Here is a 22,454-nt window from a genome sequence, read left to right on the forward strand (position 1 = left end):
CAGTGGGGCCGGCGCGTACGACCAGTCATGTAGAAAATACTCCTGAAGAAAGAGCTTCACTTGGTATTCCGGAAAGTTTAGTCCGCTATTCTGTGGGAATAGAAGATACACAAGATTTAATTAAAGACCTTGAACAAGCAATGGCAAAAATTCCAACAACTATGGCTGTTAAAGGATAAAGAACCAGGAGGGATTTAAGATGAACTCCGGACAAATGCTGTATAAAAAAGCTCAAAATATATATTCTTCTCTTGTAGCATGGCGACGTTATCTTCATCAGCATCCGGAGCTTAGTTTTGAAGAAAAAAACACAGCTTCCTTTGTGGAATCAGAGCTTCGTAAAATAGATGGAATAAAAGTGCTGGCAGGCAAGGAAGAAACTGGTATAGAAACTGGTGTGGCAGGAATTTTAAAAAAAGGGGAAGGCCCAGTTGTTGCATTAAGAGCTGATATGGACGCTCTTCCCATTCAAGAAGAAAATGAATCAATTTATAAATCTCAAAACTTTGGAGTTATGCATGCATGCGGTCATGATGCACACACAGCTATACTTCTAGGTGCAGCTCATGTACTTGCCGATACAGATAGTCCTTTTTCTGGTACTATAAAATTTTTATTTCAGCCGGCAGAAGAGGGTTCAGATGACACAGGACGTACAGGTGCGCCCTATTTTATTCAAAAAGGGTTACTTGACGACGTCTCCATGGCTTTTGCGCTCCACATGGATCCAGAAAATGAGCCTGGTTCCATTAAACTTCATCAGGGACCGAGTATGGCAAACGTGGACACTTTTAAAGGTATTATATACGGAACGGGAGGACATGGGGCGTATCCACATTTAGGAACGGATCCAGTCTGGATGCTTTCTTTTGTTCTGCAAGCCATACAAGGAGTTGCCGCTAGAAGAACATCTCCTCTTTCACCAGCAGTCATCAGTGTGGGAGAAATAAAAACGGGATCTTCTACTAACGTTATTCCAGAAAAAGTAACATTACAAGGAACGATGAGAAGCTATGACAAGAACACTAGAAAGCACTTAGATAAAGAATTACATCAAGCTTTTTCTTTAGTCGAATCCATGGGAGGAAGTTTAGAACTTGATATCGAACATGGAGAACCTGCCTTAAGTAATGATCAGAAAGCGGTAGAAATTTATAAATCTGTTATTCAAGAAACCTTTCCAACATTTCATATTTTAAATGAACCATATGGCTTAGGAGGAGAAGATTTCGGGTATATTGCTGAAAAAGTACCTTCCGCTATGCTTTTTCTCGGGGCAGGTTTTTCCAAAAAAGAGAACCGGGGGCTCCATATGCCTTGCTTTGATATCCAAGAAGAAATTTTACCGGTTGGGGTTTCCCTCTTAGCCGGTTCTGCTATTTATTATTTAAACGAGACACATGAGTGAGGAGGGGACATAGTGGCACACAAACTTGCTTTCATTGGTTTTGGTGGTGTTGGACAGGGGTTAGCAGACATTATAAAAAGCAAAGGCCCCTGGCTAAAAGAACAATTTGGCACAGATTTTAAAATTGTTTCTATAGCTGATTTATATAAAGGCTCCCTGCATCATCCTGAAGGATTAAATATTGAAGAAGTTCTAGAGTCGTTAAAAGAGTATGGCAGTTTAGAATACTACCCTGAAACAACAGGATTAATTCGCGGATGGGACAGCATGACAACTATTGAAAAATCAAATGCAGATACGATGATAGAAATTACCTTTACCGATGTTCATACAGGTCAACCGGCTATTGATCACTGCAAAAAAGCTTTTGAGTCTGGAAAGAATGCCGTATTAACGAATAAAGGACCAGTAGCACTTGCTTATCAAGAATTGAAAAAGCTTGCCGATGAAAATAACGTTCGATTTTTATTTGAAGGTACAGTAATGAGCGGAACACCTGCCCTCCGGATGCCTTTGGTTTCTTTAGCGGGAAACGATATAAAAGAAATACGCGGGATATTTAATGGTACGACTAATTATATGCTTACCAAAATGGAAGACGGGATGTTATTTGAAAATGCACTAAAAGAAGCGCAATCGAAAGGTTTTGCAGAGGCAGATCCAACAAGTGATATTGAGGGTTATGATGTATTATATAAAGTCGTCATATTAGCTAATGTGGTGATGAATGAACCATTAAACAAAGATGATGTTGCTTGTCAGGGAATTTCCAACTTAACACCTGAAGATATGAAACAAGCTGTTGAGGAAGGGGAAAAGTGGAAATTAATTGGGAAAATAACAAAGGCAAATGGCCGGGTTCAAGCGTCAGTGGGGCCTGAAAAAATACCAGTGGATGATCCGCTTGCTGGGATTTCAGGATCGTTGAATGCTGTCACATATGATTGTGACCTGTCAGGCCCTGTCACTTTAATAGGAGCAGGAGCAGGCATACCTGAAACTGGTTTTGCTCTTCTGATAGATTTAATAAATTTAGAGCGGGAGAATTTATAAATAACAGGGACAGAAAGGTGGCGGGTAAAGATGACAACAAAACTAGCGGGTAAGAAAATGCTTATTGCTGGTGAGTGGGAAGAAAGGGAAGACAAAATAGAGGTGTTTAACCCGGAGAATAATGAATTGATCGATTCTGTGCCTGCCGCAAAAGCAGAGGATGTTAAAAGAGCTATAAAGCTTTCTAAAAAGGGAGCTGAAGCTGCAGCGGATCTGTCTGTACGAGAACGAATGAACATTTTAAACAAAGCTGCGTCGTATATTGAAAGGAACTTAGAAAGCTTTGCGACTACCATAGCCTTAGAAGGAAGCAAAACAATTAATGAAGCTAGAAGTGAAGCAGCCCGGGCAGCAGAAACTCTCCGCCTCAGTGCTGAAGAAGCAAGAAGGTTAAAAGGGGAATCGATAAATTTTGATCAAATGCCGGGCAATGAAGATAGAATGGGTTACTATTTTCGCTTTCCAGTTGGAGTTATCGCAGCCATAACACCATTTAATGATCCCTTAAACTTAGTTGCTCATAAACTTGGCCCTGCGATTGCAGCTGGCAATGCAATTATTATAAAACCTGCAACTGAAACACCTTTAAGCGCCTTGAAATTAGCTGAAGCATTGATGAATTCAGGTCTTCCTAAAAAAATATTAACTGTTATTACAGGACGGGGCCGCGATATTGGAGACACCTTGATTGAAAGTAAAGATATACAAATGATTAGTTTCACAGGGGGCTTAGAAACAGGAGAAAAAATCTCCAAAAAAGCAGGATTGAAAAAATTATCGATGGAATTGGGTTCTAATTCTCCGGCAATTGTAAGAAAAGACGCAGATTTGGAGCTTGCTGCTGAGTCAACAGTATCAGGAGCTTTTGCTGCCGCTGGCCAGAATTGTCTCAGTGTGCAAAGGATATACGTGGAAGAAGAAGTATACGACACGTTTAAGGAATCATTTCTCGAAAAAGTAAAAGAAGTCAAAACCGGAAATAAATTATCTGATTCAACAGATATGGGACCGATGATTAATGAAAAAGAGGCAATTCGTGTTGAAGATTGGGTTAATGAAGCCGTTGATCAAGGCGGTATACTTCTAAGCGGCGGTAACAGAGATAGAGCGCATTATGAGCCTACCGTTTTGGAAAGTGTACCTGAGAATGCAAAAATTGTAAAAGAAGAGGTTTTTGGTCCGGTTGTTTTGTTATTTAAAGTGAAGGATTTAGATGAAGCCATCGAACGATCAAATAATGTAAATTACGGGCTGCAAGCTGGCATTTTCACTGCTGATATTAATGCTGCTTTAAAGGCTGCCAAAAAGCTCCATACGGGAGGGGTAATGATAAATGACAGCAGTGACTTCCGTATAGATGCTATGCCTTTTGGCGGAGTTAAAGGGTCTGGACTTGGAAGAGAAGGCGTTGAATTTGCAATTAGAGAAATGTCAGAAGAACGAATTGTTTGTTTTAAAATGACAGAATAATTTTATAGTAGTCCGGAGTGCTATTCTTTATTGAATAGCACATCCTTTTCTCTAGAGACAGAAAGGACAGAAAGGGGTGGCAGGCTTGTTCTCTAAAGAAGAATACCTTACAAGAATGAACCATACGAAACAGAAAATGATGGAATATGGAGTGGAAGTTCTCCTTATTTCTAATCCTTCAAATATGTTTTATCTAACAGGTTACAATGCTTGGTCTTTTTATGTGCATCAAATCTTAGTCGTTATGATTGATGAGGAGCAGCCCATTTGGATAGGTAGAGAAATGGATGCTCACAGTGCAAAAGTAACAACTTGGTTAGATGAAAATCATATCATCCCTTATCCAGATGAATTTGTTCAATCTACCATAAGGCATCCAATGGATTTTGTTGCAAATATATTAAATGAAATAGGCCAGGGCAATCGTAAAATCGGGCTGGAAATGGATGCTTTTTATTTTACAGGTATGTGTTATGAACGAATCACACAAGGGCTTCCAAACGCTGAATTCAGGAATTTCAGCACTTTGGTAAACTGGGTCCGTTTAATTAAATCAGATAATGAAATTGAATGCATGAAAAAAGCAGCGAAAATTTTAGAAAATTCGATGCATGCTGCTTATTATACCGCGGATGTTGGAATGCGTGAAAACGATGTTGCAGCAGCCATTTATCAAGCACAAATTAGTGGAACTGCAGAGTTTGGGGGAGATTATACTTCAATTGTTCCGATGATCCCTACAAGTGAAAACACAGCAAGTCCACACTTAACCTGGACCGATCGAAGGTATAAACATGGAGATTATTTAACTATTGAAATTGCTGGCTGCTATCGCAGATATCACACACCTATGGCAAGAACAATGGCTATAGGAGAAGCTCCAGACAAAGTAAAAGATCTCGCAGAGGTAGTGGTAGAGGGTATTGAAACGACAATGGATGCAATAAAACCAGGTTTGACGGCAGAAGAAGTAGAAAGCATATGGAGCAAAACAATTGCAAAACGAGGCTATTTTAAAGAGTCTAGATTAGGCTATTCTATTGGTTTAAGCTTCCCTCCTGATTGGGGAGAGCATACAGTAAGTTTTCGAAAGGGAGATCGTACGATATTACAGCCAAATATGACTTTTCATTTAATGCCTGGAATATGGCTTGATAATTATGGTGTAGAGATCACGGAGTCTATTAGAATTACCGAAAATGGCTGTGAGACTTTTGCTAATGTTCCAAGAGAACTTTATATAAAAAAACCATCTAATATTTCTACCATGACCCGGGCTCATAAAGAACAAACAGGATCTTAATTACCGTTTTCTGTAGTGGAAAATATCCGCTGCAGATTTTTTAACCTCTTTATAAAGAACAGGCAACGATAGAGGCGCACCTGCACTTAAAATAAGGTGAACAATGTTAAGTGGTTTTTTAAAAGCAAAATACTGTTCAGAAGGACTTTTCCATGTTAGCATGTGATACAAGATCAAAGAGGTTGGAACTTAAGGAGGTGGAGAGGATATTCGTGAGACAAATCTGCCTTGGTACGACCTCGTTTTTAGCAGTAGTTATTTATTTTAGTGAATGTATTTTCCCCTTCGGAATTCCTCACTTTTTCATACAGTTTCTATGGCTTTCTTGTTATTGCTGTTCGCGTTGCAAAATATGAAAGGATCCAATCGTTTTGTAGTATTACTTCTTTTAACTGTAGGAAGTGTACTTTTTTATTTTATCGAATTTCCTTAAAGGAAATGCTGTATAGTTTTGGAGAGAATCTTAATCTTCTTGGATTATTTTTATTGATTCCATTATTCGGTATTCTGATGTCTGAAGCCGGATATCTTCAGGATTTAAAAACAGTCTTAAGAAAAACAGAAGAAAAAAGACAAGCCCTTCCTTACCGCCTCAGTTACGTAATGACTGCTTTTTTAGGATCATTACTTAATTTAGGCTCTATGCCGCTTGTATATAAAATAGGTTCCGAAAGTTTTTCCTGCTTTGAAAATAAGAAATTCGGCCTCACTCTTTTAAGAGGATTCGGCTTTTGCATGCTGTGGTCGCCTTTTTTTGTTAATGTAGGTCTTGTCCTTGTATTGTACAACCTAACCTGGCAGCAAATAGGAGGATATGGCCTCATAGTGGCTGCATTTTTTCCTTCTATTCGTTTTTCAAAAGAAGAATATGTACAAAAACGAATCAGCTTCATTAAATCATTTTGGTAACCAGTCTTTTCCGTTAAAGGGGTTATCATTTTATTTATTATTATTATTGGTCTCTTTTACTATGGAAATGGCATTACCAGCAAATATGTTAATAATAGTTTCTCTACTTGCACTTATTTATCCAGTGGTATGGTCTATTTGTATTGGATTGTTTCGACAGTATTTACAAGCAGCTTATCAGCACGTGTCGGATTCGTTTGATCGTCTAAATAATGAGATTGGCATTTTTATAACTGCAGGATTTTTTGGCCAAGCTCTGGCAAGGAGCAGTGCCGGAAACATTCTGGCTGAAGCCATACTATGGATGTCACAAGGATTAATACCCCTATTTATCGTAATACTCATTTTAAGCGTTATGTTACTTGCATTGGCTGGGGTTCATCCTGTCATTATTATTTTAGGCCTTGGGAACTCATTAACTCCAGAACAATTTGGAGTATCGCCAGCTTTTATGGGTTTATTAATACTGTGTGCTTGGACTTTATCAACGCAGATATCGCCATTTTCAGAATCGATTCTTATGGCATCACACTTAATGAATGAGCGTCCATGGATCGTAGTAAAGAAAAACATATCGTTTGTACTTGTCATATTAATGATATTTACAATTCTCTTAAGTGTTTTTGAATGGATACAAACAAAATAAAATATAGAGAGAGGAAGCATTATGAATCAACAAAGCAATATATGGATAAATTACTTGCTTGTTATTGGTGTCATGGTTTTATGGGGGATCAATGTTGTAGCTTTAAAAGTTTTAGTGGAATACATGTCTCCAGCAAGTATGCAGGCACTTCGCATTATGACTGCTGGTATTGTCATTTTTATTATTATGTCCTATCTTAAGGAGTGGCAGAAACTTTCTAGAAAAGAATTTAAACATATTGCTGTTGCCTCTTTATTTGGAGTCATTGGCCATCATCTTTTTTTAGCATGGGGACTTATGACGACCTCCGCAGTAAATACATCTTTAATTTTAGCGCTAGTACCGTTAACAACGTCGATTCTGGCTATGTTATTACTTGGAGATCCGGTGACAAAGATTCGCTTCTTAGGGGTAATATTAGGTTTTATTGGGGTAAGCATGTTGACTATTGCCGGCTCAGGCAGCCAAGTCAGTGGTTTATCGTCTGGAGATATCCTTGTATTTCTAGGTATGTTTTCTCAAGCAGTAAGTTTTATTTACATAAAAAAAGCCACAACTACACTTCATCCGCGAGTCATGACAGGATTTATGTTTTTTATTGGGTCCATCGGTCTTTTTTTTATCAGTTTGTTTGTGGAACCAGGCGGTATTATCCAATTGTTTACAGCGCCTTTATTTGTGTGGCTGATTTTTTTCGGTTCTGCTGTTTTAGCTACTGCGTTGGGCCATCAGCTTTTCAACAGTTCCATTCAAAAAATTGGGGCTGGGGAGACAGCAGTGTTTAATAATTTGGTTCCTTTTTTTGGTTTGATAAGCTCTGCATTTCTTTTAAAAGAAACTGTTTATCCAGCTCAGCTTACTGGTTTTATTTTTATAGTAGGAGGGGTGCTGCTAGGCACTGGTTATGTTGAACAAAAATGGGATTACAGCCGCCGGAAAGTAAAGGAGAATTAACGTTTTTGTTTTTTTTCTGGTATCGGATCAAATCCGCCCGGATGAAAGGGATGGCATTTGCAGATCCTTACTAAAGTTAAGCAGCCGCCTTTTAATGCACCAAACCGTTTTACAGCCTCCAATCCATATTCCGAACAAGTCGGATAAAAACGACAGGTTGGTGGAGTAAGAGGAGAAATGAATTTCCTATAGAAGGTTATAATGAAAAGTAAAATTTTTTTCAAAAGACGTCACCCCTTTTATTAATCAAAAAGTATCAAAGCTGTGATTAAAAAGAAATGGACTGTTTGCTTCCGCTTTAAAAGAGGAGAAACAGTCCATTTATTATTAGCTTACGAAAAAGGTGGTTTTTGGCCGCAGGGTAGAACGAAGCATGTTCATTTCTTCTTCATTCAAACGCACCATAGGAAGTCTAACATCACCTGAAATGATACCTTGAATTTCCAATGCTGCTTTAACTGGTGCAGGGCTTGGAGCTGCAAACATTGATTTCATAGTTGGAAGCAGTTCTCTATGGCGTTTGGCAGCATATTGTGGATGCCCATTTAAAAAGCTTTGTACCATATCCTGCATTTCATTTCCAATCACATGTGATGATACAGAAACGATCCCAGTTCCTCCAATAGACATTACAGGAAGTGTAAGGCTGTCGTCTCCACTGTATAAAAGGAAATTTTCAGAAGTATTTTCAATGATATAAGCCATAGCATCTAAATCACCGCTGGCCTCTTTTACTGCTGTGATGTTTTCTATCTCTGCCAAACGAATGATGGTCTCCGGAGTTAATCCTGCTGCACTGCGTCCAGGGATGTTGTAAAGCATAACCGGAAGCTGAGTAGACTCGGCCACTTTTTTAAAATGTAAGTACATCCCTTCTTGGGAAGGCTTGCTGTAGTAAGGAGTGACTAGCATAACTGCGTCTATACCGGTTTTTTCCGCTTTTTTTGTTAATTCAATAGAAGCTTTTGTATTGTTGCAGCCAGTACCTGCAATAACTGGAACACGTCCGTTTACAACTTTTACTACATGCTCAAAAAGAGTTAATTTTTCTTCTTTAGATAATGTAGGAGATTCACCTGTAGTTCCAGCAATTACTAAACTGTCTGATCCGTTAGAAATAAGATGATTAACTAACTTTGTCACTGCACTGTAGTCTACTTCTTCTTGATTATCAAATGGTGTTACCATAGCTGTGCTGATTCTTCCAAAATTCATTTTCGATCACCCTCTGTTTAGAGATTTAAGTCTCATTTTGACAAGACAATTTACAGAGGAGGGCCGGTTCTCACCGGAAACATTCATAGTGACAAAAAAACAACAATGAGACGGGCCTCATTGTTGCATGAACGTTCCAGCTATAAACAGAACCGTTTATGCGTGAGATAGCCCTCCATATAGCATAAGCATGCTATATGACAGTTCCGTATTTATTCAATACGAAACCAGCATCCAACTCATGAGAAGTTGTCTGCTTCGGCAAATCCCCCTTTCAGCAACATTCACAGGACCTCATGTTCCTCCTATTGCTTACTAATGGTCATTGCGCCTCTAACCTCACTTCTTATAAAGAAGTAGGAAATGAAATATAAAAATTTTTGTTACTGCAAACTTTACCAGACAATAAATAGAAATGCAATTGATTCATAAAAAATTTGTTTAATTATCTATTAATATTTGTGTTCCCGTGAACGGTGAAATATTAAACATATTTTTATAACCCGTTATCAAAAACTATATCTTTATAGGTTTCATCCATTATCTTATCGACGTAGTATAAATTGTTGATGTGATTTTGCATCTCCTGGCAGTTGCTGTTATTTTTGAAACAAGAAGAGGCATTAGTTTTTGCCATTTTTAATTCATATAACGTGCTCTGCTGCACCTCCTTTAGAGGTTGAAAAGCATCCGGTACATTAGAAGATAAATCATCTGTTTCTTCTAGCATTTGAGTTAATTGTTTTTGAACCCAGTACTCATTAATGTCCTTTCTTTGCACTTCATCGGCAACCTGGCGGACGGATCGGTGAAAATAGGTGAGATATTCTTCATATTCATTTGCTGCCCTTTTAAGATCCTCATCATCTTGTAAGTCTTTTTTTAATTCATAAGAGCTAGGCTCTGTTTTTAACTCTGAATTTTCCGTCTGTTCATCATTGGGAGCATTATTACATGCAGAAACGATCAAACAATAAAAAAGATACAACATTATCTTTTTCAAAAGGGGACCTCCTTTTTTAATGTAATAAAAATCGAATAAAGTGGCATTATGTAGTATGAGACAGAAAAAGAAGAGATTATTCCTAATGATTAAATTATTCCTTTTAAATAAGCATTTTTTTAATAGAATGAAAGCCGTTATAAAAAATTATTTTAATTTACGTTTTATTTGAGAGAGAAAATCCTTTATAATGAGTGGTGGGAATAAACCATGCATGGGGGGCCGTCCAGGTATGTCTCAATTTCAGCAAATTGCATTAGAACTGCCAGAAGAATTATATTCTGAAATTGAGCACCTTACGGAGGAAGAAAAAAATTCTTTCTTTCGTAATGTGTTACAAGAACAGATTAAACAAAGAAAAGCTACGGACTTAGAAAATCAAATGAAACAGGGCTATTTAGAAATGGCTCAAATTAATATGGAGCTCTGCAAGGATTTTGAAAAAGCAGAAGAAGAAGCCTTGCTTACAGGAGAACGGCTCATTATTTCTAAAGAATAGGATGAATAATTAGTTCCTATTCGGCATATCCTGTTAACGGAACCGGTGAAGGAGGTGAATGGATGAGTTGAGTGATACGAATCACAATCATCACCAATCCAAAAAAGTTGTAAAGCGTGGAGACGTTTTTTTTGCTGATCTTTCACCGGTAGTTGGTTCTGAACAAGGCGGTGTAAGACCCGTGCTTATTATTCAGAATGATATTGGCAACAGGTTCAGCCCCACCGTCGTTGTTGCTGCCATTACAGCCCAGATAAAAAAAGCAAAACTTCCCACCCACGTGGAAATTGATGCGGCGAAACATCGTTTTGACCGGGATAGTGTTATACTGTTGGAACAAATAAGAACCATTGATAAACAGCGTTTAACAGACAAAATTACCCACTTAGATGAAGATACAATGGAGAGGGTAAAAGAAGCGCTTGAAATCAGTCTCGGTTTGAAAGAAGTGTGAAAATTGCTTCAAGAATAACCCGTACATAACAAAGAGCATGTTCTCTAGTTTAAAAGAGGACATGCTTTTTAACCTAATGGTGAGTATAAAAAAAAGTAAGAAAAAGAAGAAAGGCGGATTAGATGAATACTACTATTGAGACGATATTAAACCATCGTTCCGTAAGAGCTTTTACTGAGGAGGCAGTACCGCAAGCTGATGTAGAAATAATTGTAGAAGCAGCTCAAGCAGCTTCTACCTCAAGTTTTTTACAGGCCTATTCCATCATCGGAATAACGGACCAAGAAAAGAAAAAAAACTTAGCTGTGCTGGCAGGTAGTCAGTCTTATGTCGTTGAAAATGGATATTTTTTTGTATTTTGTGCAGATTTATACCGTCTTGAGCAAGCAGCAGAACAACATAATACAAATATTCTGCAAACGACAGAAAGCACTGAGGCTTATATGATATCTTTAATAGATGCAGCTTTAGCTGCACAAAACGCTGCGATTGCTGCTGAGTCTATGGGGCTTGGAATTTGTTATATAGGAGGAATAAGGAATAACTTAAAGCAAGTATGCGAATTACTTCAAACACCAGAAAGAGTTCTGCCCTTGTTTGGAATGGCAGTCGGTTATCCAAAGCAAATAGAAGAACAAAAACCCCGGCTTCCAAAAGAATTAATTTTTCATGAAAATTATTATAAAAATGATAAAGGTAACATAAAAGAAGAATTGCAAAGATATGATCAGCTTATTGCCGATTATTACCTTAATAGGACGAATGGAAAAAAAGAAATGACGTGGACAAAACAAGTTTCAAATACTCTCGAACGTTCCAAAAGGCTTTACTTAAATGAATTTGTAAAAGACCGCGGTTTTTTAAATTAATTTCCTGATTATATCAAGGGGCTGTCTCAAGAAGTTAGTTTGTCATCTAGCAACCTGGAACATGCGACACCCGCGGGAAAAGCGGCAGTGTGAAGACCACGCAGTGAGCGGTCTTTACTCACGAGGAGGCTGAGCCGCCGCCCGCGGCAAAGAAGACACTGCGAGAACAAGAGTAGATGCCGAACTTGTGCCCTGAGGGTGAAAGCAAGTATATTCCAGTTGCGTTTGCCGAGAACTATATTATAGGACAGTTCCTTACTATTTTAAGGCTGGATCAGCTGAACAAAAAATACCCTTCCTCTTTTTTTAATAAGATTATGTGAAAATATGAAAAAATATGTTCAAAATCAAAGAAACTTTAAAATAATTTGTTATAATATATATTATAGAATAATAGCTGTCTCTAGAATAGGGGGATAGGTATGTGGAAAAAGAGTATTAAAATAACAATTTTAATAAGCTTAATAATAAGTTTAATTATTGCATGGTCTATAGAAGATTGGTCTAGAACTGTACACGGAAAGCTCCCATCAAAAACTGCAGTAATTCTGCATGCTGTTAATAACAATTTAGTTCCGCTTGACCCTGATTTAGAGCCTCCGAGTTTTCTTTCTAGCTCAGCAAGGCCAGGTAAAGCTGCTATTTTAAAAGATGATGAGCTGATTCCGTTAGGCAATCAAAAAAACATTCCGGTTCGAATATATAGATACTCAGATGCAGAGGATGCTCCAGTTATTTTGTATTTTCATGGAGGAGCCTTCCTTGAAGGATATGGAAGTATAGATACACACGATAATGTTGTCCGATCTCTTGCAGCGAGGACAGGTGCTGTAGTAATAACCCCTGGTTATCGGGTCGCCCCGGATCATATTTTTCCTGCGGCCGTCAATGATAGTTACCGTTCTTTAGAATGGGCTTATGAAAATGCAGAACAATTTGGAGGAAATCCTGAAAAAATTGCAGTAGCAGGGGACAGTGCAGGAGGAAACCTTGCTGCCGTAACGGCATTAAAGGCAAGAGACGAAAATGGACCTGATTTGTTTGCTCAGCTTTTATATTATCCATTAACTACTTTTAAAGAAGTAGAATTTGATTCGAGAAGCACTTATGACAGTGGTTATTATTTACTATCAAGGAAAGTTATGTTAAAAGCAAGAGAAGCGTATACTCCAGAGTCGAGTATGTGGGATAACCCATATACTTCTCCGCTTGAAGCAGAAAACTTAGAAGGGCTTCCTCCGGCTATGGTCATCACAGCTCAATATGACCCATTAAGAGACGAAGGGGAATTGTATGCTGAAAAGCTGCATGAATCAGGTACTCCAGTTAAAACTGTTCGATACAATGGTGTTATGCATGGTTTTGTTTCTTTCTTTGAAATTATGAAAAGTGGTGAAATGGCATTAAATGAATCGGCTCTTTTCTTAACAAAAGCAGCGGATGAAACCATTACAGGGGAAGAAGAGTATAAACTAACTGTACAAAAAGCCCCCGCTGGCCTTAATCGAGTAAAAGAGGAAGCAGAAGCATTTGCAATAGCTGCCTTTTTGGTTGGAAAGAGTACGTATACGACAGTTACAAATTAGCCCGTTTTTAAAAGGATCTGTTAAAAAGCAGGTCCTTTTTTAATGGATATCAGGGGTGAAGAATCGTTTATTAGATGATTTAACCGGAATATGATCGATTTGAACGTCTTAAAAGGGATCAGTAAGGAATAAGCGTATATAAGTCCAAAATAGATAAAAAAACTTTCAAATACTCTATTTTATTTTTAGTTATGATGTGGTACACTCTTCATTGGAAATCGACAGAAAGACATAAATCGTCTGCTGTGACAGGCTTAGAAATAGAGTGAGATGAAGGGAGGCTTTCAAATGTTGAAGGCAATGAAACACAAATTCAACCAAAAAAGAGCAGTATGGGCAGAAGAAACAGCGCAGCGAATTGAAGAGTATGCAGAACAGCAGCGAACAGCATCGCTGGAAAAGATGAGAAAAGAAGAAGAGTTAAATCATTTACTGCATCACGAAATTGAAAAATATCTCTATACTATTCATCCTTCATTTTTGTTAAATCCTGATGTAGTAAAAGCACTTCACAATAGACTGATAGCCCGCTCGCAAGGCAGATTTTCTATATCTTTACACGTTACCAGCGAAATGAGACTTGCTTTGGATTTTTATAATTCCGATCTATCTATTTTCATTAGATTGCTTGAGAATAAAGGTTTTGAGTTAAAAGGAAACGAGGAGCGCATACTAACAGCTCTTTTAAATAAATTGAGTGAGAATAATTATCGTATGTATTTTGACCGTTATGGAGATTTTGTAAGCGAAAATAATTCTTTACAAAATGCTATATATAATTATCTCAAAATGGTTGAAGATCACAGCAAATATGATAGCGGCCGTCTTGATTTTCTTCATAAGTATTTAATTAATAAAGGGCTGCTTTCGCCTGAATTTACGAAAAAGAAGATGAAAAAGCTTGTTAAATCCTTTGATAAAATGTATGCAGACGAATATAAACTGACCCGCCTTCAAAAAAGAATGCATGACATTGGTTAAAAAGGGGCTGCCACAGAAGTCGACGATGATCGACTTAGGCAGTCCTTTCGTTTTTAATATTCAACTTTCGTTATAACAAAATATTGAAACTCTAGTCAGCTTTTCTCTTTTCGTTTTGGAATTCTTGTGGCAAAATAAAAATAATAACTCTTATCTAGGGGAGGGAGAGAAATGGCTAAAGAAATTCCTGCTTTTTTTATAGAAAAGCTTCATGAAGCAAAGGTTCAATTTGAACGTACTATTGATTGTAAGCACACTGAATTTGACGATCTTTATCCTTATATGAATGAGCAGCCCCAATTCTTTTGGTATAAAAGATATGTGGCATGGCAGGAGCTCCTCACTATTGTAAAACTTGCAAACGAACTAGATATTTCTTGGAAAGAGGAATTTAACGAAGCGCAGCAGCGTTTTATAGAAGATAAAGTTTTGGACGCAAAAGTTCTGGATGAATGGTATGGCAAAAAAAGGACAGAGGCCTAATAAACTAAAAAACTGGATGCCAATAGCATCCAGTTTTTTAGCGCTAGAATTCACCTTGAAGTACGATCACTAAATGGAGCTCTTAAAAGATAAGATGTGCAAGCCCTATAATCACGGGTAATGTGATAATAGTGCGTTCTAAAAAAATCAACACCAGGTCTGTAAATTTCACAGGAAGCTTAGAAGCAAGCAGCAGTCCGCCAACTTCTGACATATATATAAGCTGAGTAACGGATAACGCAGCAATAACAAACCGCGTCAGTTCGCTTTCTATTCCAGACCCTAAAATAGCAGGCAGAAACATATCAGCAAATCCAATTAACATCGTTTGAGAAGCTTCTGCTGCTTCAGGCACTTTCATAACTTCCAATAACGGCACAAATGGTGTACCAATTATCTCAAATAATGGAGTTGTCTCAGCAACAACGACGGCTATGGTCCCCAAAGCCATGACAACTGGAATAACTCCAATCCACATATCTAATACATTTTTAATGCCGCCTTTTACAATAGAGGACGCTCCATTTTGCACAGCTTTTTCCGAAGCCTGTTTAACCCCCCATTCGAATGGATTAAGGTGAGGCGGTCTTGATCTCTCATCTCTTTTGTTATTCCCATTAACATAATCATCTTTTTTGAGAGATAAAGGAGGAATTCTTGGCATTATCAATCCTGCTATAAAACCAGCTGCTACAATCGTAAAGTAATAAGGCACGATATATTGCATTAAATCCATCTCTGAAAGGATAACGATACTAAAAGTAATGGAAACGATAGAGAAGGTAGTACCGATAACAGCAGCTTCTCTTTTTGAATAGTAACCTTGTTCATATTGTTGGTTTGTAAGAAGAACACCTATGGTACCGTCACCCATCCAAGAAGCTGCACAATCAATAGAGGAGCGGCCAGGCAGTGTGAAAAGCGGTCTCATAATAGGAGTCAATATCGCCCCGCAAAATTCCAATAAACCAAAATTTAAAAGAAACGGAAGAAAAAATCCAGCAAACAAAAAGACAGTAATTAAAACGGGAATTAAATCAAATAATAACAAACCGCCAGTGTCTGGAGAGACAATCCATTCAGGTCCTAAATTGAACAAAACCATTAAAGAAAGGAGCAGGCCTATTGCTCGAATACCAAGCCAAACCCAGGAGACTTCAAATAAAGATTTCATTAATGGATTGGAAGCCCCGGTAATTTTAACAATAACTGACCCTGCTACGGCAATTAACATAAAAAATGCAGCTATCGCTGGAAGAGTATCAGCAGCAGCTTCTTGAAGCCAATTGGCCAGCATAGCAACGGGAATGAGTATTTCACCGTCTATAGATATAGGAATCATAAACAAGAAGACCCCTATTAGAGAGGGAATTAAAAACCGTAAAACCGATCCCTCTTTTTTTAATGTACTATCGCTCATATTCTCACCTCTTATTGTGTAAATATGCATTGTTATACTTTCATGCAGTTAAATTCCTAATAATTTCTTGCAAAAAGCACACTTGAAATTGCATAAATTCAAAAATACATTTATAAAAATAACATTATTTCAGAGTTTAATAAAGAGATAAATAATAATATTAATTTTCAGTATTCCTTCTATATAAAGGTAATTGTAGCATGAAATACTCTGGGTACAAAGAATCCCATACATATTTATGCTTTTTGGTTAAATAGTATTCTGAAAAATCAAAAACGAAAGAGGGAGCCTCTTTCGTTTTTGAAAATTTCACGTACTGTGTTACTACATATTTACTGAACAGATGACAATAAAGAAGGAATTTCAGATAAACTGCTTACTTCCCAATCAAATGAAATGGCTGGATCAGGGGCGGCATTGTCACGGTTAATCCAAATGTTTTTGATGCCGGCTCGATTTGACCCGAGTATATCTGTATTTAGGTTGTCACCAACCATAACAGCTTCATTTGTTTCAACAGAAAGCAGCTTCAGCGCATGGTTAAAAATAGCTGGATCAGGTTTGCCGATACCAAAGGCACCTGAAACTAATATGTAATCAAAAAAAGGAATTAGTTGAGGAGTCATATTAAGTTTTTCATCTTGTAATGTTGGTGCTCCGTTTGTTAAAAGAAATAATTGGTAATCTGTTTTTAGTTTTGAGAGAACCTCTAAAGTATCTTCATAAAGAAAGGGCAGCTTTTTTCGATGATAGCGGAATCTTTCTGCCAACTTCTGTCCGAGCTCTGGGTTATCAATACCGTGTTGAAAAAGTGAATTCGTCCATGCTTTTTTTTGATACTCCGGCATTACTTTGTACATTTTTCGAAATCCGATGTTGGTTTTGTCGGAAAATTCGCCCCATAATCCTTCAAAAGGGTTAATTCCAATTTTTTTCGTGAAGGAATATGTGTCATATGAAGCGTATAATTCAACTGCTTCCTTTCGGAGTGTGTGCTCTAATGCAGCATGAGCAACACCAGTTTCATCTTCAGCTTCTAAACATGCAGCTCTTAAAGATTCTTTTACACTTTTTTTATCCCAAAGCAGGGTGTCGTCAAGGTCAAATATTAAAGCTTTTAGCATTACAACGTCTCCTTTCTTAAGCCCAACGATATTATAACCCTTTAAAATAATGAAAGCATTAAAGAATTTCTTTCACAACACTTTTAATATCGATTTTTTGTTGTACAATAACAGTATAGATTCACAATTTTGACATGTTTTTTTTAATTTGCATTATTTTTTTTAAAATAATTTCTATACTTGTTTCTACATATTTATATTGCTTGTCAAAAAATGTCGTTTATTTTGTCCTGGCTTTTGAGAACGCGCTTACAACGTGTTAAAATAAAAGTACAGAGGAGATTTTTAAGTAAAAGTAATATAAGAATGCTCAAAACAGGTATACATCATTGAGGGGAGTGGTTGGAAAAGATTGCATGATAGAAAGTAATAGAGTATTTTCTTAAGAGAAAATGCATTACATATTTTTCAACCTTACCAAATATCACTTAGCAGTTGGAGGTAGAACCAGATGAACAAAAATTCAGCCAAGCATGACGAGCCATGGCAAGAATTTTATGGTCCGAATCTTGGTTATTTAATGGACCTTTATGAACAATACAAAGAAGACCCGGCATCCTTAGAACCTGAAACAAAAAAATGGTTTGACCAGTATGGAGCACCTCATGAAGAAAAAACGACTCATACAAATGGAGAAGCTGTCAGCACTGCAGAAGTTCAGCCACGAGCAGACACTATTACGAAAATTGCTGCTGCCGTTAAGCTGGCTGAAAACATTCGTATTCATGGCCATTTGTCAGCAGATGTAAATCCTCTCCAAGAACCAGGTGGAGAAACGTCCTTTTTAAAAATTCATGAATATGGATTATCAGAAGAAGACTTAAAACAGATTCCAGTTAATGTAATATGCCCGGATGCACCGGCTTATATTTCAAATGGGCTTGAAGCTATCAATCATTTAAAAGAAATGTATACAAAGTCCATTGCTTTTGAATTTGATCATGTACATGATATAGAAGAACATCAATGGTTAAATCGGCAAGTGGAATCAGGAGACATATACAAATCTTTATCTGAAGATAAAAGAAAAAAAATCCTCAAGAGTCTAACAGAAGTAGAAAGCTTTGAACAATTTCTGCATAAAACTTTTGTTGGACAAAAGCGGTTTTCTATAGAGGGTGTTGATTCTCTGGTCCCTATGCTCGACGAATTTGTACAAGATTCTATCCAGGACGGAGCTAGAAACGTAATGATTGGTATGGCCCATCGTGGACGTTTAAGTGTTTTAGCGCATGTGCTGGGTAAACCGTATGATCTCATATTCTCCGAATTTCAACACGCTCCAAACAAAGATTTAGTCCCTTCCGAAGGGTCCATAGGAATTAATTATGGTTGGACAGGAGATGTGAAGTACCATTTAGGAGCTCATAAAAAGGTGGAACAGGAATCTTTTGATTCCCGAATTACATTAGCAAATAATCCAAGTCATTTGGAATTTGTAAACCCGGTAGTGGAAGGTTATGCCAGAGCTGCCCAGGACGATCGTTCACAGCCAGGTTTTCCACAGCAGGACACTACTAAATCGGTAGCACTTCTTATCCATGGGGATGCTGCTTTTCCTGGAGAAGGCATTGTAACAGAAACCTTGAATATGAGCAGGTTAAAAGGGTATCAAACAGGCGGTACATTACACATTATTGCAAATAACCAACTAGGTTTTACCACTGATACGCATGACTCAAGGTCTACCACTTATGCAAGTGATCCAGCAAAAGGTTATGAAATTCCAATAGTCCATGTAAATGCAGATGACCCGGAGTCCTGTATGGCTGCTATTCATTTGGCTTATCAATATCGGCATCGGTTCAATAAAGATTTTGTTATTGACTTAATCGGCTATAGAAGATTCGGTCATAATGAGATGGACGAACCAGCTGCAACACAGCCATATTTGTATAACATAATTCGAAAGCATCCGACCGTACGAGAAAAGTATGCTGAAACTCTGGTAGCTGAAAATGTTTTTTCCTCTAAAGAAGAAACTAACTCCATAAAAGAAGAAGCAGAGAAATTATTGTTATCTCAATATGAAAAAGTAGCTGACAATAAATCGGAGGAACCAGAAAAAGTTGAAATACCACAAGAAGTGGAATCAAGACTTCCAGTGGTAGAAACCGGATATAATATTGACGATTTAAGACAGGTTAATAAAGAACTAATCACATGGCCCGATGGGTTTAGTGTTTTTCCGAAATTAAAAAAGATATTAGAGCGCAGGGAAAAAGCGTTAGAGGAAGATGGGAAAGTTGATTGGGCACATGCTGAAACGTTAGCGTTTGCTACTATTATTTCAGATGGCACACCTGTTCGTTTAACAGGTCAGGATTCTCAAAGAGGTACGTTTGCCCATCGTCATATAGTATTGCATGATCATAAGAACGGAGATATTTATTCACCGCTTCATACGTTATCTAAAGCAAAAGCATCTTTTGCCGTCCATAACAGTCCGCTTTCTGAAGGCTCTATTGTAGGCTTTGAATATGGATATAATGTGCATGCTCCTGAAACTTTAGTATTGTGGGAAGCGCAGTTCGGTGATTTTGCCAACGCAGCACAAGTGATTTTTGATCAATTCATTTCAGCTGGCCGTGCAAAATGGGGGCAAAAATCAGGAATGGTTCTATTATTGCCGCATGGTTATGAAGGTCAGGGGCCAGAGCATTCCAGCGCAAGACTTGAACGCTTTTTGACATTGGCAGCCGAAAATAACTGGAATGTTGCTAATGTAACAAGCTCGGCACAGTATTTTCATTTGCTTCGCCGTCAAGCTGCGACTTTAGGAACAGAAGAAATGAGACCATTAGTGCTTATGACGCCTAAAAGCCTTTTAAGAAATCAAAATGTAGCTTCTGCACCAAATGAATTTGCAGAAGGCCGTTTCCAGCCAGTACTGGAAGACCCTAAAACAGGCAAACAAAAAGATAACGTAACGAGGATTGTCTTTGCTTCAGGAAAAATGGCTGTAGATCTGCATGAAGCGCTCGAAGATGACAGTAACGAATGGCTTCACATTATTAGAATTGAAGAGTTATATCCGTTCCCGGAAAAAGAAATTAAAGAAATTATTCAAGGATACAAGAACATAAAAGAATTTAAATGGGTACAGGAAGAACCAGAAAATATGGGGCCGTGGAATTATATTCAACCGCTTCTGCGTGACATTGCTCCAAAAAATGTAACAACTAGTTATATAGGCAGACGCCGTCGTTCTAGTCCGTCTGAAGGGGATCCGAAATTGCACAAAAAAGAACAAAGTCGTATTATCAACGAAGCACTTACAGGAAAAGAATAAGGAGGACTCATTCATGGCTGAAATTAAAGTACCGGAGCTCGCTGAATCTATTACTGAAGGCACAATCGCAGAGTGGTTGAAACAACCTGGTGATCAAGTAGAAAAAGGGGAAAATATTGCAGAACTTGAAACAGATAAAGTGAATGTGGAAATTGCATCTGAAAAATCTGGTGTACTTCAGGAACTTCTTAAAGAACCTGGAGACACCGTAGAGGTTGGAGATGTAATTGCTGTAGTCGATGAAAATGGCGAGGCAGGCGGAAGTGAAAAAAGTGGAGATGAAAGTAAAAAAGAAACTGCTGAAGATAAAGCAGATCAATCACCAGAAAAAGAGGCAGAGAGTTCTAATGCTGCTGAAAGTAAGGAAGAAAGCGGACAAAGTGAGGAAGATTCTGCAGCAGACCGTCCGGTTGCTTCTCCAGCTGCTAGAAAACTTGCAAGAGAAAAAGGGTTGGACTTAAACCAAATTCCAACCAGGGACCCTCTTGGAAGAGTAAGAAAAGAAGATGTGGAAGACTATGAACAAAATAAAGCTGCTTCAACAAAAGCTGCTGGCAGCGGGGAAAAACCTAAGAAAGAAAATGCAGCTTCCCAAAAAGATGAATTCGAAGGTAAGCCTGTCGAACGTATAAAAATGTCTCGCCGCCGTCAAACTATTGCTAACAGGCTGGTAGATGTTCAACAGACGTCTGCGATGCTGACAACATTTAATGAAATAGACATGACAGCCGTCATGAATGTAAGAAAGAGAAGAAAAGAATCATTCCAGGAAGCTCATGATGTCCGGTTAGGTTTTATGTCATTCTTTACAAAAGCAGTAATCGCTGCATTGAAGCATTTCCCATTATTAAATGCAGAGATTCAAGGCAATGAGATTATCAAGAAGCAATTTTATGATATTGGTATGGCAGTTTCGACAGATGATGGACTCGTGGTTCCAGTCGTTAGAGATGCGGATAGAAAATCATTTGCTGAATTAGAGCAGGAAGTTGTAGATCTTTCGAAAAAAGCAAGAGATAACAAACTGACTCTGAAAGATTTACAAGGCGGCTCTTTTACAATCACGAATGGAGGCGTTTTTGGCTCTTTATTATCCACGCCAATTTTAAATGGTCCGCAGGTTGGTATTTTAGGCATGCATAAGATTCAATGGCGCCCAATTGCAATTGATGAAGAGAAAATGGAAAACCGCCCAATGATGTATATCGCTTTGTCTTATGATCATCGTATTGTTGACGGAAAAGAAGCAGTGAGCTTTTTGGTTAAAATAAAAGAACTTCTTGAAGATCCAGAAACTCTTCTATTAGAAGGATAATCACCATTTAATTTTAAGGGGCTGGGACAAAACCCAGTAATTAAAAAGAGTGGTACCCGCCAATACGTTGGTGAGTACCACTCTTTTTTTAATAAAATTCTAAAATGAAGTACGCAAAAAGGATACCTTCTGATAAAGTTAAAGTACACACACCAAAACAGTATCGGAGGTATCCTTATGTTTAAACATTATACCATGAATCAAGTCATTTTGCCGTTAGATTTAGAAATAAAACTTCAAGAAAATGATATAGCCTATGCCGTCAACGATGTCGTAGAGAGTATTCCGGATGAAGCATTCACTGGATTTTTGCGTAAAACAGGCTGTCCGGCTTATCATTCGCGAATGATGATGAAGGTAATTTTATGCGCTTATACGCAATCTGTTTTCTCTGGCAGAAAGATCGAAGGGTTATTGAAAGATAGTGTCCGAATGATGTGGTTAGCTCAAGGGTATGAACCAAGTTACCG

Annotated in this window: 22 protein-coding genes and 1 riboswitch; of the genes, 17 read left to right on the plus strand and 5 right to left on the minus strand. The window is 37.9% G+C overall.

Going from position 1 to position 22,454, the window contains the following annotated elements:
- The 8 genes from ACE1TI_RS19560 to ACE1TI_RS19595 form a co-directional block, all read left to right on the plus strand.
- Window positions 1-179 (plus strand): PLP-dependent transferase (locus ACE1TI_RS19560; protein WP_375009234.1); only part of this gene is annotated, 179 nt, incomplete at its 5' end.
- A 20-nt stretch (window positions 180-199) separates the two neighbouring features.
- Window positions 200-1,408, plus strand: a complete 1,209-nt coding sequence (locus tag ACE1TI_RS19565; RefSeq protein WP_375009214.1) for a M20 metallopeptidase family protein — start codon at window positions 200-202, stop codon at window positions 1,406-1,408.
- Between the two features lie 12 nt (window positions 1,409-1,420).
- Window positions 1,421-2,461 (plus strand): homoserine dehydrogenase, encoded by a 1,041-nt coding sequence (locus tag ACE1TI_RS19570; RefSeq protein ID WP_375009215.1) that lies wholly within the window; start codon window positions 1,421-1,423, stop codon window positions 2,459-2,461.
- A 30-nt stretch (window positions 2,462-2,491) separates the two neighbouring features.
- Window positions 2,492-3,931, plus strand: a complete 1,440-nt coding sequence (locus tag ACE1TI_RS19575; RefSeq protein ID WP_375009216.1) for an aldehyde dehydrogenase family protein — start codon at window positions 2,492-2,494, stop codon at window positions 3,929-3,931.
- An 85-nt stretch (window positions 3,932-4,016) separates the two neighbouring features.
- The gene (locus ACE1TI_RS19580; RefSeq protein ID WP_375009235.1) at window positions 4,017-5,234 is read left to right on the plus strand and encodes a M24 family metallopeptidase; all 1,218 of its coding nucleotides are present in this window, start codon (window positions 4,017-4,019) and stop codon (window positions 5,232-5,234) included.
- Between the two features lie 486 nt (window positions 5,235-5,720).
- Window positions 5,721-6,143 carry a hypothetical protein gene (locus ACE1TI_RS19585; RefSeq protein WP_375009217.1) on the plus strand — a complete coding sequence of 141 codons (423 nt, stop codon included), beginning with the start codon at window positions 5,721-5,723 and terminating at the stop codon, window positions 6,141-6,143.
- Window positions 6,103-6,789: a hypothetical protein gene (locus ACE1TI_RS19590; RefSeq protein WP_375009218.1), complete on the plus strand. Its 687-nt coding sequence runs from the start codon at window positions 6,103-6,105 to the stop codon at window positions 6,787-6,789. The genes ACE1TI_RS19585 and ACE1TI_RS19590 overlap by 41 nt, the downstream gene beginning before the upstream one ends.
- A 21-nt stretch (window positions 6,790-6,810) precedes the next feature.
- Window positions 6,811-7,743, plus strand: coding sequence for a DMT family transporter (locus tag ACE1TI_RS19595; RefSeq protein ID WP_375009219.1), 933 nt, complete (start codon window positions 6,811-6,813; stop codon window positions 7,741-7,743).
- Here the strand turns inward: ACE1TI_RS19595 and yidD are convergent.
- The 3 genes from yidD to ACE1TI_RS19610 all read right to left on the minus strand — a co-directional run bounded on the left by yidD (window position 7,740) and on the right by ACE1TI_RS19610 (window position 9,961).
- A complete protein-coding gene (yidD, locus tag ACE1TI_RS19600) occupies window positions 7,740-7,967 on the minus strand; it encodes a membrane protein insertion efficiency factor YidD (protein WP_375009220.1) in 228 nt (75 codons plus the stop codon). The two genes, ACE1TI_RS19595 and yidD, sit on opposite strands and share 4 nt — an antisense overlap.
- Before the next feature lie 103 nt (window positions 7,968-8,070).
- Window positions 8,071-8,958, minus strand: a complete 888-nt coding sequence (gene dapA / locus ACE1TI_RS19605) for a 4-hydroxy-tetrahydrodipicolinate synthase (protein ID WP_375009221.1) — start codon at window positions 8,956-8,958, stop codon at window positions 8,071-8,073.
- A 160-nt stretch (window positions 8,959-9,118) separates the two neighbouring features.
- Window positions 9,119-9,302: riboswitch (Lysine riboswitch) on the minus strand.
- 152 nt (window positions 9,303-9,454) lie between these two features.
- The gene (locus ACE1TI_RS19610; protein WP_375009222.1) at window positions 9,455-9,961 is read right to left on the minus strand and encodes a hypothetical protein; all 507 of its coding nucleotides are present in this window, start codon (window positions 9,959-9,961) and stop codon (window positions 9,455-9,457) included.
- A gap of 232 nt (window positions 9,962-10,193) precedes the next feature.
- Here ACE1TI_RS19610 and ACE1TI_RS19615 point away from each other — a divergent pair, with 232 nt between their 5' ends.
- The 6 genes from ACE1TI_RS19615 to ACE1TI_RS19640 all read left to right on the plus strand — a co-directional run bounded on the left by ACE1TI_RS19615 (window position 10,194) and on the right by ACE1TI_RS19640 (window position 14,833).
- Window positions 10,194-10,460, plus strand: coding sequence for a hypothetical protein (locus ACE1TI_RS19615; RefSeq protein WP_375009223.1), 267 nt, complete (start codon window positions 10,194-10,196; stop codon window positions 10,458-10,460).
- Window positions 10,461-10,518: 58 nt separating this feature from the next.
- The gene (locus ACE1TI_RS19620; protein ID WP_375009224.1) at window positions 10,519-10,914 is read left to right on the plus strand and encodes a type II toxin-antitoxin system PemK/MazF family toxin; all 396 of its coding nucleotides are present in this window, start codon (window positions 10,519-10,521) and stop codon (window positions 10,912-10,914) included.
- A gap of 122 nt (window positions 10,915-11,036) precedes the next feature.
- Window positions 11,037-11,783, plus strand: coding sequence for an oxygen-insensitive NADPH nitroreductase (gene nfsA, locus ACE1TI_RS19625; RefSeq protein WP_375009225.1), 747 nt, complete (start codon window positions 11,037-11,039; stop codon window positions 11,781-11,783).
- A gap of 422 nt (window positions 11,784-12,205) precedes the next feature.
- On the plus strand, window positions 12,206-13,369 hold the full coding sequence (locus ACE1TI_RS19630; RefSeq protein ID WP_375009226.1) for an alpha/beta hydrolase: 1,164 nt from the start codon (window positions 12,206-12,208) through the stop codon (window positions 13,367-13,369).
- Window positions 13,370-13,657: 288 nt separating this feature from the next.
- Window positions 13,658-14,350, plus strand: coding sequence for a hypothetical protein (locus tag ACE1TI_RS19635; RefSeq protein WP_375009227.1), 693 nt, complete (start codon window positions 13,658-13,660; stop codon window positions 14,348-14,350).
- 171 nt (window positions 14,351-14,521) lie between these two features.
- Window positions 14,522-14,833 (plus strand): hypothetical protein, encoded by a 312-nt coding sequence (locus ACE1TI_RS19640; protein WP_375009228.1) that lies wholly within the window; start codon window positions 14,522-14,524, stop codon window positions 14,831-14,833.
- 82 nt (window positions 14,834-14,915) lie between these two features.
- On the opposite strand, the gene ACE1TI_RS19645 is transcribed toward ACE1TI_RS19640, so the two are convergent.
- Entirely contained in the window at window positions 14,916-16,253 is a 1,338-nt protein-coding gene (locus ACE1TI_RS19645) for a YjiH family protein (RefSeq protein WP_375009229.1), read from the minus strand.
- A 332-nt stretch (window positions 16,254-16,585) separates the two neighbouring features.
- Complete coding sequence (locus tag ACE1TI_RS19650; RefSeq protein WP_375009230.1) at window positions 16,586-17,377, minus strand: HAD family hydrolase; 792 nt, start codon at window positions 17,375-17,377, stop codon at window positions 16,586-16,588.
- A gap of 451 nt (window positions 17,378-17,828) precedes the next feature.
- On the opposite strand from ACE1TI_RS19650, the gene ACE1TI_RS19655 reads away from it, so the two are divergent.
- The 3 genes from ACE1TI_RS19655 to ACE1TI_RS19665 all read left to right on the plus strand — a co-directional run.
- On the plus strand, window positions 17,829-20,669 hold the full coding sequence (locus tag ACE1TI_RS19655) for a 2-oxoglutarate dehydrogenase E1 component (protein WP_375009231.1): 2,841 nt from the start codon (window positions 17,829-17,831) through the stop codon (window positions 20,667-20,669).
- Window positions 20,670-20,682: 13 nt separating this feature from the next.
- The gene (odhB, locus tag ACE1TI_RS19660) at window positions 20,683-21,984 is read left to right on the plus strand and encodes a 2-oxoglutarate dehydrogenase complex dihydrolipoyllysine-residue succinyltransferase (RefSeq protein WP_375009232.1); all 1,302 of its coding nucleotides are present in this window, start codon (window positions 20,683-20,685) and stop codon (window positions 21,982-21,984) included.
- A gap of 177 nt (window positions 21,985-22,161) precedes the next feature.
- The coding region (locus ACE1TI_RS19665; protein ID WP_375009233.1) for a transposase at window positions 22,162-22,454 on the plus strand (293 nt) is incomplete at its 3' end.

It is taken from the genome of Alteribacillus sp. JSM 102045, assembly GCF_041949975.1.
In the GTDB taxonomy this organism is placed as follows: Bacteria; Bacillota; Bacilli; order Bacillales; family Marinococcaceae; genus Alteribacillus.

What these genes read in the sequence shown, in the direction of transcription:
- ACE1TI_RS19565 (WP_375009214.1), top strand. Translation starts at nt 200, where the DNA reads ATGAACTCCGGACAAATGCTGTATAAAAAAGCTCAAAATATATATTCT.
- ACE1TI_RS19575 (WP_375009216.1), top strand. Translation starts at nt 2,492, where the DNA reads ATGACAACAAAACTAGCGGGTAAGAAAATGCTTATTGCTGGTGAGTGG.
- ACE1TI_RS19590 (WP_375009218.1), top strand. Translation starts at nt 6,103, where the DNA reads ATGTACAAAAACGAATCAGCTTCATTAAATCATTTTGGTAACCAGTCT.
- ACE1TI_RS19595 (WP_375009219.1), top strand. Translation starts at nt 6,811, where the DNA reads ATGAATCAACAAAGCAATATATGGATAAATTACTTGCTTGTTATTGGT.
- dapA (WP_375009221.1), bottom strand. Translation starts at nt 8,958, where the DNA reads ATGAATTTTGGAAGAATCAGCACAGCTATGGTAACACCATTTGATAAT.
- ACE1TI_RS19615 (WP_375009223.1), top strand. Translation starts at nt 10,194, where the DNA reads ATGTCTCAATTTCAGCAAATTGCATTAGAACTGCCAGAAGAATTATAT.
- ACE1TI_RS19620 (WP_375009224.1), top strand. Translation starts at nt 10,519, where the DNA reads ATGGATGAGTTGAGTGATACGAATCACAATCATCACCAATCCAAAAAA.
- nfsA (WP_375009225.1), top strand. Translation starts at nt 11,037, where the DNA reads ATGAATACTACTATTGAGACGATATTAAACCATCGTTCCGTAAGAGCT.
- ACE1TI_RS19630 (WP_375009226.1), top strand. Translation starts at nt 12,206, where the DNA reads ATGTGGAAAAAGAGTATTAAAATAACAATTTTAATAAGCTTAATAATA.
- ACE1TI_RS19635 (WP_375009227.1), top strand. Translation starts at nt 13,658, where the DNA reads ATGTTGAAGGCAATGAAACACAAATTCAACCAAAAAAGAGCAGTATGG.
- ACE1TI_RS19640 (WP_375009228.1), top strand. Translation starts at nt 14,522, where the DNA reads ATGGCTAAAGAAATTCCTGCTTTTTTTATAGAAAAGCTTCATGAAGCA.
- ACE1TI_RS19645 (WP_375009229.1), bottom strand. Translation starts at nt 16,253, where the DNA reads ATGAGCGATAGTACATTAAAAAAAGAGGGATCGGTTTTACGGTTTTTA.
- ACE1TI_RS19650 (WP_375009230.1), bottom strand. Translation starts at nt 17,377, where the DNA reads ATGCTAAAAGCTTTAATATTTGACCTTGACGACACCCTGCTTTGGGAT.
- ACE1TI_RS19655 (WP_375009231.1), top strand. Translation starts at nt 17,829, where the DNA reads ATGAACAAAAATTCAGCCAAGCATGACGAGCCATGGCAAGAATTTTAT.
- odhB (WP_375009232.1), top strand. Translation starts at nt 20,683, where the DNA reads ATGGCTGAAATTAAAGTACCGGAGCTCGCTGAATCTATTACTGAAGGC.